The following is a 15,965-nucleotide window of genomic DNA, read 5'->3' on the forward strand; positions in this document are numbered from 1 at the left end:
TACTTTAACATACATGAAAAAGAGTTTCAAAAACTAAAATACTGATTTGGTCATTTTTATAATAATAAGTTAAATTTTTATTATTTTATTATTTTTAAGCCGACACATCCACTTGCTTTTTCGCCATATGTTGCCTTACTCCAACTAATACAACTAACAATAAACCTCCGCCTATTGTCATCATAACAATGCTAGTTGGTAACATATCTAATAATAATCCATATACAATCATACCGAGCGGTGCGATTGCAGTCGCAATTGTTTCAAGTAGGCCAAATACACGCCCTAAGTAGTTCGGATCTGTCGTCTTTTGCATATGTACTTGCATCGGAATATTGACAACCATAATTGCTATACCCGTTAACATCATAAAAGCGATATAGTAAATAAAACTCGCTACTTTTGGAATAATAACTAACAACGGAAAGACTGTACATAAACTTAAACCCGCAAATAAAAACAATCCAATATAAATAGAACGAAACGGATTATTTACTTCTTTACGCACCGATAAAGCAATTGCACCCATTAGCATCCCGACTGCTAACATTCCCTCTACAGTACCGAGTTGCTTTGAAGATAAATGCAATGTATGGACGATAATGTATGGCAGTGCAACGGTTAGCCCACACGCAAAAAAGTTTACCCACAATGCTATTTTCATTAAACCATATATTTCATGTTGTCGTTTTACATATGAAAAACCTTCTTTTATACTCGTCAAGAAATGCTCTTTACTCTCAGCCACTTCTTTTTTATATAAATCAAATACGATAAATAATTGCAAAATAACTGCTAAAAAGAACGTAATACTATTTAACAAAAAGAACGACTGAATTGAAAAGAAACCAAATACGACTCCGCCGATAATCGGCCCTAAAATATTTGATAAAGAAGCCGCCGTTTGATTTAAAGCACTCGCTTTTTGAATACGTCCTTCGTCTACTAAACTCGGAATAGACGAAGTTAATGCTACAGAATAAAAACTTGCACAAATTGATAATAATGCTGCTGAAACATAAATAAAAAGAAGTGATGGTCCAAATATAGTAGCAAGAATAAACATAATAAGCATCGTTAAGCTACTCAATAAATCAGTACCAATGACAAGCCATCTTCGATTGATGCGGTCAGCTACAGCACCTGCAATTGGGCCACAGATCATCCTTGGAAGTGATCCGCAAACGAGCGTAGTTGCAAATCCCATTCCTGAACCAGTTGTCTTTAATACGTATAATCCCATTGCAAACGTATAAATACCTGCTCCTAATAAAGACGTCATTTTTCCAATCATCATTAAAATAATATTTCTCGTTGCAATCTTCATTCTTGAATCATGTTGTCCTATACTTACATCTTCCATTATGACACTCTCCCTTTGAAAGTTAAATTGTGTTAAACTTATTATATAATCACCTTTCCCATTATTACAACAAAAAGTTTAATTGTATTTAACTTTTTAATTATAAAGGAGCTACACTATGGCAACTCTCGGCGAAAAAATTAAAGCATTACGTAAAGAAAAAAAACTTACACAAACTGAACTAGCAGGTTCAGAACTGACAAAAAGTATGCTTAGTCAAATTGAAAATGGAAAAGCTACACCTTCTATGAAAACATTACAATATATTGCAGAAAAACTTGAATGTGAACCGAGCTTTTTATTAGAAGAAGATGAAGGAGAAGTTGTAGAACTTATTCAAAAAATGGAGCCACTAATAAAGGCAAATGGCGATGAAGTATACAAAACTTTACTACCTATCGTTCAAACAGATTTACCTCCAACTTTAAATACAGCACGTTTATATAAACAGTTCATAACTGGAGCGGCTATTATGAACGATTATAATATTGAATATTACGTCGAAACAGCTGTTTCTATATTTGAAAAATATACTTTGTATCGCGAAAGTACTGAAACGAAACTACTGTTTTACTATATGCTCTTCAAACGTAAAAAATATAAAGAATGTTTACAATTGATCGCCAGAATTCGCGATGAATATAAAACGAAGAATTTAGAAATGGATCTTATTACACATATACAATTATATTTAAAAGAAGCAATTATTTTACTCGCATATGGCAATTATGAAAAATGTGAAAAAGTCATTTTAGATGCACTTGCATTTTCAAAAAAACATCAAGTGTATTATAAAACAGATGAATTTTACCGTATTTTATCTTATCAAAAAATCATTGTAGCTGATAAAGAACGATATTTATATTACATAAAAAAATCTGAGCAATTTGCCATTTTTACAGAAGATACTTTATCCGCTGCAAATATAGATATATTAAAAGCTTATTACTACAATACAATTACTAATGAATATACAATCGCATTAGAACATCTAGAACAATTTCGAGAAAAACTAAAAAATGATCCAATTTTCCAAGACGATGGACTGTATTATCTTGAAAAAGGAAAATCTTTGTATGGTTTAAAACGTTATAAGGAAGCTTTGGAAACATTAAAACACGCTACCATACCAGATTATATGACTCATCCACTTGATCAATCGTGGTTATTAACAGCTGGATCTTATCGTGCCCTTTGCTATATAGAACTTCAAGATAAAAAATCTGCCTTAAAAGAGGCAAAAGAAGCCGTTCAAACAATAGATAGCTATCCTGATTCGATCTTCTCTTCATTTATTAAAGAAACATTACAAATAATACAAAAACTTTAAGAATGTCTCAAAATGGTATATTATTCCTCTTTTTTAGCAAAGATAATAATGATGGGAGGAATATAAATGAATATTCAACGTGCAAAAGAGCTTTCTGTGTCAGCAGAGCAAGCGAATGTTAGTTTTCAAGGCATGCCTGTTATGATTCAACACGTCGACGAGAGCAATGAAACCGCCCGCATATATGAAGTAAAAAACCCAGGACGCGAATTAACAGTTCCAGTTAATAGCTTAGAGGAAATATAAGAAATGCCACTTCATTTTTTGAAGTGGCATTTTTCTTTGTTCTATTTAAGTATCATCATTCTTATTTTCTCCTTAGTAATCCATACAAACCAATACAAATTACAATGAAACCTACTATTCCACAAGCTAGTTTTACAATTATGTCTCTTGTTTCATAACTTTTAACTTCGACTACACTCTTTTTCAGACGTTCCATTTCCTTTTGCTCACTTTCTACTCGCTCCCCATATACTAACAAACGATATTTACTTGATGTATATGGTTCACATGTAAGCAGTGTAACTTTGTCTTTTCCTTTTACTACATTTAATTTATCCACTTGATTTGGATTAATGATTTCACGTCCAATGATTTTATACACGTGCTGCTTTCCAAATACCTTTACATAGAATACATCTCCATCACTTAACTGATCAAGATGACGAAACATCGTTGCCCCGTGATATCCACGATGTCCTGCCAATACAGCATGTGTATCTTTCCCACCAATAGGTAAAGAAGTCCCTTCAATTTGCCCTACTCCTTTACTTAAGTTTTCTTGACTTGCTCCTAAGTAAATTGGCAACTCCTCATTTATTTTCGGAATAGAAATCGTGCCAAATATTTCATCTTTGTTTATAAAATGTAACAGGTCCGTACTTATTTCATCATCCTGTACAAATGGGTCACTCATTTTGAAAGTAGTTTTCCCTAACGATTTATTATATGTTTCCATCTTTCGAAACTTCTCATTTACATCTTCTATTTTTAAATCATCAACCATTTTTTCATAACGTATCACTTCTGTCTTATACACATAATTGTTTATATAATTAGCGATCATTGGATATATAAATAGTGATAATCCTGTAAGAAACAATGCTACGCTTATAACTCCCCTTCTCACACACTCACCACACAATACAATACATACTATTTTCGTTTTTTTAAATAGATTATTAGAAAGACGATGCAAATAATACCAATAGGAAAAACGATCATCCAATCTTCTAAAATGAAAGATTTTGTAATCTTTTCTTTTTCACCAGCATCATATGGAACACGGTGTCCTCTCACTAGTAACCTGTGCGTGTTCACTCCATACGGGGTACACGTAATTAATGTTGCGTAATCTTGTCCTTGTACAACTAATAAGTCTTCCGTTTCATTTGGTAATACAACTTTTATTTGATCTACCTTATAAGCAAGTATTTTATCTAATGAATGTATATAAAATATATCATTCTGTTCGACTTTATCTAAATGAGTAAACATTAGTGCTGAAGGCAAACCGCGATGCCCAGTTAAAACTGTATGCGTATTTTCTCCCCCTACTGGTAGTGAAGATTCATTCAGTTGTCCAACTCCACGACTTAGCACTTCTTCCGTCGTCCCTTGATAAATTGGAAGATTCACATTAATTTTAGGGATTTCTACATACCCCATAACATCCCCTATATTTAACATATCTACATATGAACTTTTTTCCTCATCACTCTTTTCATGAAACGGGTCCGAAAATGTTTGCGTCGTATTTTGGACCTTCTTATTATACTCTCGTGCTTCCGTTTCTTTACGATCAATCTCTTCTTTCTCCAACTTCTTTACTGCTTCGTCATAGGTACTTACTTCTGAATAATGTGTTCTTGTTGCAAACCAATTGCTCACAGTTGGATAGAGAAATATACTTAATCCTAGTAAAAAAATACTTCCAAAGATAATATTTCGTTTCATAACATCCTCTTTCACTTCGGATAAAATATGGAAAAGAGGAAAGCATTTTACCTTTCCTCTTTTCCAAACTCAATTATTATAAAATATGAATTAAGAATTCTTTACCGGTTTCTTTCTAAAGAAAATAAACGCTGCTGTCACCATTAATAACAGACCAACTACCGTAAAGATAATTGTTCCCATACCACCTGTTGCTGGAATAATCCAACCGCTCTTATTATTCTCAACTTGTAGCTCTATTTTTTGGTGTTTTTCATCAATTGTAATATCAATCGGATCTCTTAACTTTTGATAGTGTTCGACTGCACCGTCTTTATCTTTATACTTTGGTGCTTCCGTCTCAACAATTTGATATTCACCGTACGGGATTTCATTCCATGTAATAATACCATTTGCATCTGTTATATCATTCATTTCTTTCCCATTAACTTTTATAACATTACCTTTTTTATCTTGTAATTGGAACTTCGCACCTTCTAATTTAAGCGTCTTATCCTTACCATCAACTTTTTCAATTTTAATATTTCCAGCTGTCGGTGTGACCACCACTTCATTAGATGGCTTTCCATCTTTTTCTGATGAAACATCATCTTTATTTACAAAATCAAGTACTGCTTTGTTCGGAATTTTCACTCCAGATTCAACATCACTTTTAATTTTTGCAGTAATTTGTAAATGAAGATCTTTTCCATTTATTTTTGAAAAATCTTCAATTGTAGCGGTTACTTTTTGACCTTCTACAACTACTTTTACACTACCATCTTCAACTTTCTTTCCATCAACCATAACAATTGGTTGGCCTTTTATTTCCAAACGATCATCTAAAATATCTGTTACGACATATTTTTTATATAATTTAATATCTTCTGGAAGTAATGTTTTGATATCATACGTATAATCTGTCTCTTTATTGATTCCAGCTACTTTTGAACCGTTATTTATACTTTTAGTAATCGTAGGTTCTTTATAGTTCTTTATATCTTCTAGCTTAACTACTTCACCAGACTCCTTAATAGAGAAAGGATGCTCTTCTTTACTAGTTATATAACCGTTTGGAGCCTTATGCTCAATAAAATAATAATAATCCCCATATTCTAGAGAATCTACACGAACTTTACCATCTTCCCCTGTTACTAATGAACTTGGTGTCTTCACTTGTGTGCTTGTTCCATCTTTATTCTTTTTAAACAAATGGAACTCTGCATCTTTTAACACTTGACCAGCTTCACCTATTTTTACGAATTCTACTGAACCTCTTTTTGTTTCATTTTTAGGGTAAATATGAACATCGTAATTTAAATCTTTACCGTCTGTACTTGTCATTGGAATATCGACAATAAAAGTAGTCGTATCCAAAGCAATATGTCCTGGACCTTTAATAGCTTTTACTTCATAACGTCCTAGTGGAAGATCTGTAAAAATAGCTTCACCTTTTGCATTTGTTACCTTTGTAATTGTAGCATTTTTTACTGGCTTTGCTTCTTCTTTTATAACAGTTCCATCATTTGAAATTTTTTCAAATGACTCAATCCGTTTAATTTCAAAAGTTACACCTTCTAAAGGTTTTGCATCTTCTGGAACAGTTTGTCCTTCTTTTCCATTGCCTTCTGTAGTTGTTTTAGAACCTTTACTTTGCTCATACTTATGAATCGTTAACGTACCTGTACTTCTAGATTCCGCACTAACAGCCATGTTAGATAACGTTGAAAAAGCTAACATACAGATTAAAAATAAACTAAAAATCCTTTTCATTGTTGTCCACTCCCTATTGTTTGTATTACTTTTGTTTTTTCTATCTCTCATTATTTCTCTTTCTAACAAAGAGGAACAATGTAACAAACATCAATATTCCACCAATTACATAATAAATTATTGTCCCTATTCCACCAGTCTCTGGAATAACAAATTCACTCTTTTTATTTACTACTCTTATTCTTTGTGAATCCATTCCAGATTTCACTTCTATTTCTACTGGTTCTCTCATCAACATATATCCTTTTGGTGCTTGTACTTCTTTTAATGTATATTTGCCAACGATTAATGGAATAGAAGTTGCCAAACCATCTTTATCGGTTGTTAATTTACATACTATATTTCCATCTTTACTAATCACTTCAAATACTGCGCCTTCCAATTTGAGATTTTCATCATTCGCATCTACTTTTTCAATCTCAAATTTCCCTAATACTGGCGGTACTACAAACACTTCATTTGATACGAATTTCTTCTGGTCAAACAGTAACTCTGCTTTATTTGGAATACCATCATTCGCATTGTATTTCGTTAGTATATCTGCATTTACATTCGCGCTTAATTTTGACTTAATATGCATTGTATACGATTGATTCGCAAGGTAAGCATAATTTCCGTCCTGCTTCGGTAACTCAATACTTACTTTCTTTGATTGTTCATCAATTTGCGGTTTAACTTCTATTTCTTCTCCATTACTGTTTACAAGTTTTACATGCAAGGTAGTTAAAATATCTTCTAAGTCATCCTGCAATACTATTTTTTCAAGGTTCATAACATCATTACCAAAATGATAGTTTACATGCCATGTAAACTCTTCATCTATACTTTGTAATGTCGCTTTTTCCACTTCTTTTTCATCTGCATCCGAAACCATCTTTCTTACTTGTGGTTCCTTTGCTTCTACATTTGTTTTTACATTCGGTTTTTGTGGTGGTAAATCTTCATTATCCGGTGTTTTCCCCTCAACAACCGCTATGTTCTCAATTTCTTTCGTTTTTAATGCGTCTTGCGTAACTTTCACTTTAAAAGTTACAATTCTTTCTTCTGTATCAAGCACGTCCCCAAAGTTTACTTTAATCGTATTATCCTCATACGATCCTTCATCTTCGTCAACTGCATCTGTCAATACATTCCCATTCAATTTCATACTACCAGCTATATACTCAATACCTTCAGGAAGTTTATCTATTAGACGCATATCTTTAATAAGCCCATTTTCCACTTTATTTCGGGCTTTAATTTGATACTCAAATTCATCATTAACATGAAATTTTTCTTGCTTTATACCAATAATCTCTTTTTTCGACTCTAGTTGTCCAGACAACGGGTCAACCGGTGTTTCAACTTCTGGTTTCTCCTTATCTTTCGAACTATCGGTCTCAACTATTGCTATGTTTTTTATTTTCTTATTTGCCAGCTCCGGTTTTACAACAACTTCAAACGTGATTGCTTTCTCTTCCTCACCTTTAAGATCGCCGAAATGAGCATAAATCGTTCCATCTTTTATATGTGCATAATCTTCATCTTCAACATCCGTTTGTTCCTTTCCGTTTATCTTTAACGTGTTCGGAACATACTCTACTCCTTCAGGAAGGTTATCCGTAATTTTAACTGCCTTTAAGATAGAATCTGGCACACTATTTTTAGCATGAATTGTATATTCTAGTTTGTCGCCAACTTTCAGCGTACCACCGTTTATATCTTTAGCTAGTTTAGTAGCTACTAACTTCCCGGGTTTCTCTTCTCGTTCGGGTAATACTTTAACTACTACTTTATTAGAATCGTTAGCTTCAACCTGACTTCCTGTTAACTCATCAACCCCTTGAACAACAGCGATATTAGGGACTTCTGTTTCTACCTTTTCTCCCCCTAATTTTGCTTTAAATTCAATTGTTGTCTCAGGTGTTTTATCCGTATAGATTCCACCTTTTGTAGCATTTGCTCCTTCACCAATTCTTATTGTTAACTTTCTTGTCTTTGCATCATAGTCAACTTGTTCTGTTTCATTTCCAGCATTCGGACCAGAAATGATTTTCGCCGAATTTGGTACAAATTCTAGACGCGAATCTAAAACATCTTCAATTTTTGTATCAACAGAACTCGAATTCGGTTCAATGTTTTTCACCCTTAAACGATATGTAACTTCATCACCTGGCTCATACTTTTCTTTTGCATCTACTACTTCCTTATCTATGACAAGCTCTGGCGCTGTTGCATTTACTGCAAAAGCTAATGTGTTTAATACGTAGTCATCACCAGCTGTCGCAGCTTTTAAGCGTATTTCCTTTTGCTCTGGTTTAATATATCCTGCTGGTAACTTGATTAAATCTGCATCAACACCCAAATTATTTTTATAATCTGGGTTAAATGTACCCGGATACTTATCTCGCATATGTTCCTCATATTCAGAAATAGTGGAATTAAATATATTACCAGTTGGATTGAGCTTATCATTAATTTCTTTCCAAGTGTTATCTGTGTGAACAAACAGTCTATCACCTGTCCAATATCTATCACCTTGGACAGCGAAAACAGAAACTTTCGGATCTAAATCTCCAGTTTTTGAAGCAATAAAGTTTTTCACTGTGAATTCTTTTTCACCTGATCCAGTAGCTCTTTTCAATCCACCATCATAAACAGTAAATGCTTTTCTTGTTTTAGACTTATCTTTTGTAATAACTAACATGTACCAACCAGCAAAAGAATAATATCCATAATTATAGGCAAGTTTTGTATTTGGATAAGGAATATTTGCTAAAGTATAGCTTCCTCCTTTTGAATTAGAGGACTGTAAAAGCTTTGTAACATCTGCATAGTTAGAATAATAAGTACCATCAATACCGAAACCATAAAGCAAGCCACTTCCGTAATACGTATTACTTGGTTTTACTTGAAAGCTCTTCCCCGCCGGAGTCGTGAACTTAACTGGTGCTACATACTGTTGCTGCGTTAATTCATAACGTGTGGAACTCCAATATAATCCAGCCCATTCAATTTCAGCATCTTCTGGAACAGGAATATATGCCTTAGATGAATTTGTAGTTGTTGGGTCATCATCTACATCAATGAGTTCACGGGTATAGCCATTCGGTGCTGTATACGCAGTATTCGTTATATCAGAATACAACGCCGTTTTCTTTTGAGCTTCAGTAGCTTTAATACCTAAATTCACATTACCGGTCGAATACATCTCACCTTTATGAATAGATTGATAGGTTGGTTTATCAAAACCTTCTTCATCTGTAACTGCTGCCGTTGCCGTATCAATTGGACTTAAAAATTGTAATTGAGATAATAGCAAGAATAGACTCATAACAACTACAAATACATTTAATATTTTTTTATTTTCTTTCCTCCTACTGTGCAAAGAGGTCACCTCCTTCAGTATATTTTACTAACATTATATATATATATAATTCATATCTATTATTCTAATATAAATTATAGGATTTGTTAACAAAATATGTGATTTTATCCTTATTTATACATTTTTATATAAAGATTTTAGGATCAATAACAATATCTAATAATAATTTAACTTTGAATATAAATATAAAAGCTTTATTATTCCATACCCTATTAATAAAGAAGGCTTTTAATGAACTTTTCTATATACGAAGGTTTAGGCATTATTTTTCTCTTAATCATTATTACTTACGCTCTCGCCCATAAATATTATGGTCAAAGAAACTGCACACTATTCTATTTTTCGTTAATAATGCCATTTACCTGGTGAACTTTTTATTCGTTACCAACTATTAATCTCATAAGTATTATCGCGGGTATTCTATTGTTACTTACAGAGTGGATGGTTATTTACAATCTATCGTTTTTAGCATCATTTTATGGAAGCCGTATAAACGGAAAGAAGTACCCTTATCTGCTTTCGAAACATTACCTACTGTTGATATTTTTATCGCAACTTACAATGAGCCACTCGATTTATTAAAATGGACTGTCGCTAGTTGTACAATGATTACTTATCCGAAAGAGTTGCTAAACATTTATATTTGTGACGACGGATGCCGTGAAAGTGTTAAGCAGCTCGCGGCAGAATTTTCTGTCCCACATAACCCGTACAGAAAATATGCATGCAAAAGCGGTTAATTTAAATCATGCCATCCTTCATTCAAAAGATTATATTATCGTAAATATATGCTGGACTAAAATTTACAGCGTAAAAAAGAAAAGAAGCCTCATGCTTCTTTTCTTTTTATTTCGTGCTAAAATTCAAACTATGAAATAATTTTCAAGGGGGAATTGGAATGAAGAACACATCACAAAAAGCAAGTCATTATTATGCTGTTATATTCACTTCTAATTTATCAAATGATACAACAGACTATAATGCTGCCTCTGACAAAATGGAGGAACTGGCAAAGCAGCAACCCGGATTTCTAGGGGTAGAAAGTGCACGAGATCATTCAGGGCTCGGAATCACAATTTCTTATTGGGAATCACTTGAGGCGATTGAAAATTGGAAACAGAATGCCTTACATAAAGAAGCGAAAAAAAGGGGCCGTGAGCAATGGTATGAAAACTTCCACCTTCGTATCTGCCTTGTTGAGAAAGAATTTAAATTTCATAGAGGTACTTTATAACGATGAAGAAAAAATTAGCTCTCGTTGTTGTTCATGAGATATATGGTGTGAACGACCATATGCATCACGTTACCGACCACTTCACTTCATCTCATATAGATGTATTCTGTCCTAATCTGCTACAATCGCAACCTGCATTTCATTATAGTGATGAAGAAAAAGCATATCATTTTTTTATGAATCATATTGGATTTGAAGATGGAAAAAAGCAAATTGAAACATTCATTACTCATCTTTCTAGTCGTTACACACATATTGGACTTATCGGCTTTAGTGTTGGTGCTACCATCTCATGGCTATGTAGTAACAATCCGAAAATAGAGTTTATTATCGGATGCTACGGTTCCCGTATACGTGACTATATTCATATGAAACCAACATGTGCTACCTTACTTATATTCCCTGAAAAAGAAGCTAGTTTTTCAGTATCCTCTTTCATTCAATCGTTGCAGCAACAAAAGAACCCTTTATTAGAAATACAGCAACTACCCGGTGAACATGGTTTTCTAAATCCGTACACTGAAAAATATAACGGGCACTCTACAAAACAAGCATACAATATAATAGATTCATTTCTTTTAAAAAACACTCTTATAAAGGAGATGTAAATGACACTTACATTACTCTTACTGATTTTCATATTCATTGCCTTTTTCTCAGCGCTAACTATTATTTTAGTAACCGTAAAAAAGGGGGAGTTTTCCAAACGTCCCTACTTACAATCTATTATCGTTTACATTTTATTTTTTACAAATTGGATCTTATATTTATCAACCTTTTATGCGTTACTTCCCGAAAAAATTAGCGAGTTACTATTCCTGCCCATTTGATTTTTCCTTTGTATATTAGGTTTTATCACTTTCTGGCGCGAATGGAGAAACAATCGTGTGTTCTCCATATGTATCGGTTTTCTTTCTTTTATTAGTTTTTTATTTGGGCTGTTTTTTTACTTCTTTCGGGAATGTGACTGTTATAAAGAGGATAAAAATCCTCTTTATAACAGTCTTTTTCGTTCCATAACGAAAGGAATTATTAAATAAAGAGCGTAAGCAATCACCATCCAAATGGTAAATGACATGATTTGCTGTGAGGATAATTGTGAGAATATGTTAGAAGAGTTATACAAGATGTAAGAATCTAAAGTTAAACCAATTGCTGTACCACATATACCTAACTTAATAACTGCATATTTTGTAGTATCTAATCTTTGATATAACCACATTACAAAGTATAAAGCTATAGCTGTTGCTAATTCAAGAAACGTCAATTGTAGAAAAAATCTACTTGAAGTGTATTCCAATAAAACAGAAGAACCGAAAATAATGAAGAACGCTGAGGCAAAAAACCAAACGCCGATAGAAAATAAAATAGTGAGCCAAAGTTTATTATTCACTACCATTACCTCCCTTTTGTAGCTCTATGAACTTTTCCAATAACAGGTGCAAATCACCATATACTTTGTCGCTAGAAAAAGATGGATTGAATAAGGCTTGCAATGCCAATCCATCAATTAATGCATTACATAAAATGCTCCACGTTTCAGTTGAAATTTGAGATGTCATTGTACCTCCTATATTTTTATTTAACACTCTTGTTAATTCTTGGTTTTCATAATGTAACAATCCACCAATTTTATTTTTCATCGCATCATTTTGTAATCCACTAGCTACTAATTGAAAAAACAAATGATGATACATTGAATCTTTCACACATCTACTTTCGGCAGACTGCAAAGCCTTTTCTAACTGTACATCCTTTCCTAGTTGTTCCCACGACGCTTTACAAAACGATTCAGTTACTTCCAGTAATAATTGATCTTTCGTTTTAAAATGATAATATACGGTACCTTGTGTAACTTGAGCACTCTCTGCAACTGCTTTTAATGTCAACTTTTCCATCCCATGCTCTGCAATAATTTCTTTTGCTGCTTGTAGTAAATTCTCTTTATTAACAACATTTGGTTTTGCCACTTCTATGACCACCTTTTAAGTTAGTTGGATAACTAACTTAAATTATACAGAAAAATCAGATAAAACAGAAGAAAGAAAAGTCAACTTTCAACTTTTCTTCCTTCTATTTTTACCTTTAGATTTCACTGTCACTGATTCACAAGGTGTGTAATAAATTTGAGGTGTCGCCTTATCAACAAACATCATAAACGTAATGAAGCCGATAATAAAGAAAATAAACAACGTTAACAAAATTGCTCCTATCGTTAAAAGTATCATAACACCACCCCTATATTTTTCATGTTATTACACCTTTCGCTATTATATGAGCGTAATCCTTTTTAGAAAAAGAAACGTAACAAAATAATCACAATCACTCCCGTTAATACTGTACCTAATAAACTACGAGTATATATCGCTACAAGAAATGTTGGAATTGCTGCAATTAGGTAATCCCACTGCATCGTGTCATGCATAAATAATACTTGTGCTAAAAGTGCTGCTAATATTGCAATTGGTATGTAATTTAACCATTTTAAACCCCAGTCTGGAATTTGTAGTTTACTAAATACGAGTAGAGGTAAAATACGTGGCACGAGTGTAACAGCTCCTGCTGCTAATAAAAGTAATATTACATCTAATCTCATTTCCATTTTTCAATCACCACTCCAATCGTCGCAGCTAGTAGTGTTGCAATAATAACCGCTATACTATCTGGCATAAATAAGTGTGAAACATATGCGATGATAATTGCTACAATTGCAACAGTAAGATGAATTGCTAACTTCGGTTTACTACTTATGAGCTGAAGTACAAATAACCCGATAAACATTGCTGGTAATGCATAATCCATACCGTACGTATGCGGATCTGGTATCCATTCACCAAATAGCCCGCCGATAATAGTAGCAAGGATCCAATTTAAATAAGCCGTTACATTTAGCCCAATCATCCATCTTTCGCCTAAATATCCTTTTTGCGCTGCATGCTGTACTGCAACGCCGAACGTTTCATCTGTAATTTGAGAACCAATTAGTAAGTTTTTAAATAGAGGCAGTTTCGTAAAGTACGGTGCAAGCGCAGCACTCATTAGAAGGTGACGTAAATTAACAAAAAAGACGGTGAAAATGATCGCTGAAGCAGGTGCACCAGCTGCATACATACCAGCTAATATAAATTGGGCAGAACCTGCATAAATTAAAGTCGACATGAACGCAATTTCAACGATGGAGAAACCTGCTGTTTTTGCAATTACACCGGCTGCTATACCGATGCTTAAATAACCAAATACAGTTGGTAAACAATCTTTTACTCCTTGCTGAAATGTATCATCGCTTTGCAAAGCTACATGTGCCTGAGCTTTACTCATCCGTATCATCCTCCATTCCTTCTAAAGTTCGTTTTCCTGTTACGACATGAACTAAATCTATATTTTCACGCCATAACGTATCTAACTTATCAGCTCCAAATTCCTGTGTGATTTCTTCAACCATAATATCGTGCCGCACATACTCTGTAGCAACGAGAACTAGAGCTGGGTCATACGTTGTAACAGCCCATGAAGTGCTATCATTTGAGAAGTTCGCAATTAATACTTCTTCTCCGTCACGCGCAATTACAGTTAAATGACCACCCATTCTCTTTTCAACAACGTGAGGCGTCATATAATTATGGTGAAACGTCGCTCCTATTTTTGTTTCTGGAGCGCCAAATAAGATTGAAAATATATGTACTCCTTCCTCTTCCTTTTGATGAATGTATGGCTCAATTTCATGCACTTGATCTTCCCATACAGAAATCCATAACTCTTCCTTCGCTCTATTAATTATATTGCATATTTCCTTCAAAACACGATCATTTGAGCGAATATGCGAAATTACATCTATTTGTCGCTCTTGTTCTAAACCATTTAATTTCTCATCTAAAAATTCAAAGGACTTTTCAAAGTCTTTTCGCATTCGATTCATTAATTCCGTAGCTGGTACTGGTACATATTTAACTGGTTCAGAAGGTACAATATGTACTGCTCCTTTATCCATTAACTTACCTAGTACCTCGTAAATCATAGAACGAGGTACTCCTGTTTGTTTACTCACTTCATACCCAGTTACTGGGGAATGTTTTAGTAGTCCAATATACGCTTTACATTCGTACTGGGAAAAACCTAGCTTTTGTAATTCCTTTATAATTTCATCCATTAGTACTCCTCACAATCTAAATCGCTCTAACTTCAAAGCGACGATTTTGCTTACCTTTACTTTTTACTTTATCAATAACAAGTGTTCCTATTTCATTCGTATTTTTCACATGTGTGCCTCCACAAGCTTGTTCGTCTAAATTTTCAATTGTAACAATGCGGATTTCTTGTATAGTAGTTGGCAGGAGGTTTATGGCTGTTTTAATCATTCCTACAGCATTTTCTGCTTCTTCGCGGCTCATATAACGAGTGGAAATTTCTTTATTTTGTTTAATAAGTTTATTCACTTCCTTAACAATTTCTTCTACTTCCACGCTCGATAACTCTTGTAACTCATTAAAATCGATACGTGCTTTGTCAGGATAGATTTGATTTCCAGTGCATAGAGCTCCATACTTTTCATAAACGACAGCTCCGATAAGATGCAGTAAAGAATGATGACGCATTAAGTTATGACGTCTTTCCCAATTAATCTCTAATTTAACTGGACCTAAATTTACTTGAGCTCCATCTTTTATATAGTGAACTATTTCTCCCTGCTCCTTCTTTACTTTTTCAACTTCAAATACAGACCCATCTTGTACAATGACACCCGTATCACATTCCTGTCCTCCACCAGTTGGATAAAAAACTGTTTCTTTTACATATACTTTATTTCCTTCTACTTTTATCACTTCTGTTTCGCAACTCGTTTTGTATGCATCTTCTAAATATAATGCCGTTGTCATACTCTCACCTCTTTAGTAGTTATAGTTATACCTACTAATATAAAAAAGAAGCTCCACAAAGTCAATTGATAATTCTGAAATTTAAA

The 15,965-nt window shown here is 33.6% G+C and carries 16 protein-coding genes and 2 pseudogenes; 6 read left to right on the forward strand and 12 right to left on the reverse strand.

From position 1 onward, the window contains the following. Positions 1-94 precede the first annotated feature (94 nt). A complete protein-coding gene (locus PDK19_RS09970; protein ID WP_000390441.1) occupies positions 95-1,363 on the reverse strand; it encodes an MFS transporter in 1,269 nt (422 codons plus the stop codon). Positions 1,364-1,481: 118 nt separating this feature from the next. Between PDK19_RS09970 and PDK19_RS09975 the strand changes: the two genes are divergently transcribed. Next, complete coding sequence (locus PDK19_RS09975) at positions 1,482-2,693, forward strand: helix-turn-helix domain-containing protein (protein ID WP_062822481.1); 1,212 nt, start codon at positions 1,482-1,484, stop codon at positions 2,691-2,693. A gap of 66 nt (positions 2,694-2,759) precedes the next feature. Beyond that, on the forward strand, positions 2,760-2,939 hold the full coding sequence (locus PDK19_RS09980) for an H-type small acid-soluble spore protein (RefSeq protein ID WP_001025740.1): 180 nt from the start codon (positions 2,760-2,762) through the stop codon (positions 2,937-2,939). Between the two features lie 61 nt (positions 2,940-3,000). On the opposite strand, the gene PDK19_RS09985 is transcribed toward PDK19_RS09980, so the two are convergent. The 4 genes from PDK19_RS09985 to PDK19_RS10000 all read right to left on the reverse strand — a co-directional run bounded on the left by PDK19_RS09985 (position 3,001) and on the right by PDK19_RS10000 (position 9,780). Continuing rightward, complete coding sequence (locus PDK19_RS09985; protein WP_041184537.1) at positions 3,001-3,825, reverse strand: class C sortase; 825 nt, start codon at positions 3,823-3,825, stop codon at positions 3,001-3,003. Between the two features lie 26 nt (positions 3,826-3,851). Beyond that, on the reverse strand, positions 3,852-4,652 hold the full coding sequence (locus PDK19_RS09990) for a class C sortase (RefSeq protein ID WP_000827796.1): 801 nt from the start codon (positions 4,650-4,652) through the stop codon (positions 3,852-3,854). A 90-nt stretch (positions 4,653-4,742) separates the two neighbouring features. Then, on the reverse strand, positions 4,743-6,404 hold the full coding sequence (locus tag PDK19_RS09995) for a SpaH/EbpB family LPXTG-anchored major pilin (RefSeq protein WP_270707045.1): 1,662 nt from the start codon (positions 6,402-6,404) through the stop codon (positions 4,743-4,745). A gap of 40 nt (positions 6,405-6,444) precedes the next feature. After that, positions 6,445-9,780 (reverse strand): isopeptide-forming domain-containing fimbrial protein, encoded by a 3,336-nt coding sequence (locus tag PDK19_RS10000; RefSeq protein ID WP_396022977.1) that lies wholly within the window; start codon positions 9,778-9,780, stop codon positions 6,445-6,447. Between the two features lie 222 nt (positions 9,781-10,002). Here PDK19_RS10000 and PDK19_RS27280 point away from each other — a divergent pair. From PDK19_RS27280 to PDK19_RS10020, 4 genes and pseudogenes are all read left to right on the forward strand, one after another. Continuing rightward, positions 10,003-10,560 (forward strand): annotated as a pseudogene (locus PDK19_RS27280) (glycosyltransferase); the annotation flags it as partial. A 109-nt stretch (positions 10,561-10,669) separates the two neighbouring features. Further along, a complete protein-coding gene (locus PDK19_RS10010; RefSeq protein ID WP_000799453.1) occupies positions 10,670-11,005 on the forward strand; it encodes an antibiotic biosynthesis monooxygenase family protein in 336 nt (111 codons plus the stop codon). Positions 11,006-11,007: 2 nt separating this feature from the next. Continuing rightward, a complete protein-coding gene (locus tag PDK19_RS10015; protein WP_074568186.1) occupies positions 11,008-11,613 on the forward strand; it encodes a dienelactone hydrolase family protein in 606 nt (201 codons plus the stop codon). Further along, positions 11,614-11,972, forward strand: a pseudogene (locus PDK19_RS10020) (hypothetical protein). Between the two features lie 27 nt (positions 11,973-11,999). Here the strand turns inward: PDK19_RS10020 and PDK19_RS10025 are convergent. The 7 genes from PDK19_RS10025 to PDK19_RS10055 form a co-directional block, all read right to left on the reverse strand. Next, on the reverse strand, positions 12,000-12,398 hold the full coding sequence (locus PDK19_RS10025) for a DUF5367 family protein (RefSeq protein ID WP_049825644.1): 399 nt from the start codon (positions 12,396-12,398) through the stop codon (positions 12,000-12,002). Next, complete coding sequence (locus tag PDK19_RS10030; protein WP_001118328.1) at positions 12,391-12,975, reverse strand: TetR/AcrR family transcriptional regulator; 585 nt, start codon at positions 12,973-12,975, stop codon at positions 12,391-12,393. The genes PDK19_RS10025 and PDK19_RS10030 overlap by 8 nt, the downstream gene beginning before the upstream one ends. Before the next feature lie 87 nt (positions 12,976-13,062). After that, on the reverse strand, positions 13,063-13,233 hold the full coding sequence (locus PDK19_RS10035; RefSeq protein WP_000602235.1) for a DUF3951 domain-containing protein: 171 nt from the start codon (positions 13,231-13,233) through the stop codon (positions 13,063-13,065). 62 nt (positions 13,234-13,295) lie between these two features. Continuing rightward, the gene (locus PDK19_RS10040) at positions 13,296-13,607 is read right to left on the reverse strand and encodes an AzlD domain-containing protein (RefSeq protein WP_000425933.1); all 312 of its coding nucleotides are present in this window, start codon (positions 13,605-13,607) and stop codon (positions 13,296-13,298) included. Further along, complete coding sequence (locus PDK19_RS10045; RefSeq protein ID WP_049112004.1) at positions 13,598-14,323, reverse strand: AzlC family ABC transporter permease; 726 nt, start codon at positions 14,321-14,323, stop codon at positions 13,598-13,600. Before PDK19_RS10045 ends, PDK19_RS10040 begins: the two co-directional genes overlap by 10 nt. Continuing rightward, positions 14,316-15,152, reverse strand: a complete 837-nt coding sequence (locus tag PDK19_RS10050; protein ID WP_049112006.1) for a TrmB family transcriptional regulator — start codon at positions 15,150-15,152, stop codon at positions 14,316-14,318. Before PDK19_RS10050 ends, PDK19_RS10045 begins: the two co-directional genes overlap by 8 nt. Before the next feature lie 16 nt (positions 15,153-15,168). Further along, positions 15,169-15,879 (reverse strand): alanyl-tRNA editing protein, encoded by a 711-nt coding sequence (locus PDK19_RS10055; RefSeq protein ID WP_049112008.1) that lies wholly within the window; start codon positions 15,877-15,879, stop codon positions 15,169-15,171. Positions 15,880-15,965: the final 86 nt, after the last annotated feature.

The sequence above is a fragment of the Bacillus cereus group sp. BcHK124 genome (genome assembly GCF_027712065.1).
Classification (GTDB): Bacteria; Bacillota; Bacilli; order Bacillales; family Bacillaceae_G; genus Bacillus_A; species Bacillus_A pacificus.

Excerpts from the sequence above, each read along its gene's own strand:
- PDK19_RS09995 (WP_270707045.1), bottom strand. The coding sequence starts at position 6,404 with ATGAAAAGGATTTTTAGTTTATTTTTAATCTGTATGTTAGCTTTTTCA.
- PDK19_RS09970 (WP_000390441.1), bottom strand. The coding sequence starts at position 1,363 with ATGGAAGATGTAAGTATAGGACAACATGATTCAAGAATGAAGATTGCA.
- PDK19_RS10015 (WP_074568186.1), top strand. The coding sequence starts at position 11,008 with ATGAAGAAAAAATTAGCTCTCGTTGTTGTTCATGAGATATATGGTGTG.
- PDK19_RS10035 (WP_000602235.1), bottom strand. The coding sequence starts at position 13,233 with ATGATACTTTTAACGATAGGAGCAATTTTGTTAACGTTGTTTATTTTC.
- PDK19_RS09975 (WP_062822481.1), top strand. The coding sequence starts at position 1,482 with ATGGCAACTCTCGGCGAAAAAATTAAAGCATTACGTAAAGAAAAAAAA.
- PDK19_RS10050 (WP_049112006.1), bottom strand. The coding sequence starts at position 15,152 with ATGGATGAAATTATAAAGGAATTACAAAAGCTAGGTTTTTCCCAGTAC.
- PDK19_RS10040 (WP_000425933.1), bottom strand. The coding sequence starts at position 13,607 with ATGGAAATGAGATTAGATGTAATATTACTTTTATTAGCAGCAGGAGCT.
- PDK19_RS10010 (WP_000799453.1), top strand. The coding sequence starts at position 10,670 with ATGAAGAACACATCACAAAAAGCAAGTCATTATTATGCTGTTATATTC.
- PDK19_RS09980 (WP_001025740.1), top strand. The coding sequence starts at position 2,760 with ATGAATATTCAACGTGCAAAAGAGCTTTCTGTGTCAGCAGAGCAAGCG.
- PDK19_RS09990 (WP_000827796.1), bottom strand. The coding sequence starts at position 4,652 with ATGAAACGAAATATTATCTTTGGAAGTATTTTTTTACTAGGATTAAGT.
- PDK19_RS10055 (WP_049112008.1), bottom strand. The coding sequence starts at position 15,879 with ATGACAACGGCATTATATTTAGAAGATGCATACAAAACGAGTTGCGAA.
- PDK19_RS10045 (WP_049112004.1), bottom strand. The coding sequence starts at position 14,323 with ATGAGTAAAGCTCAGGCACATGTAGCTTTGCAAAGCGATGATACATTT.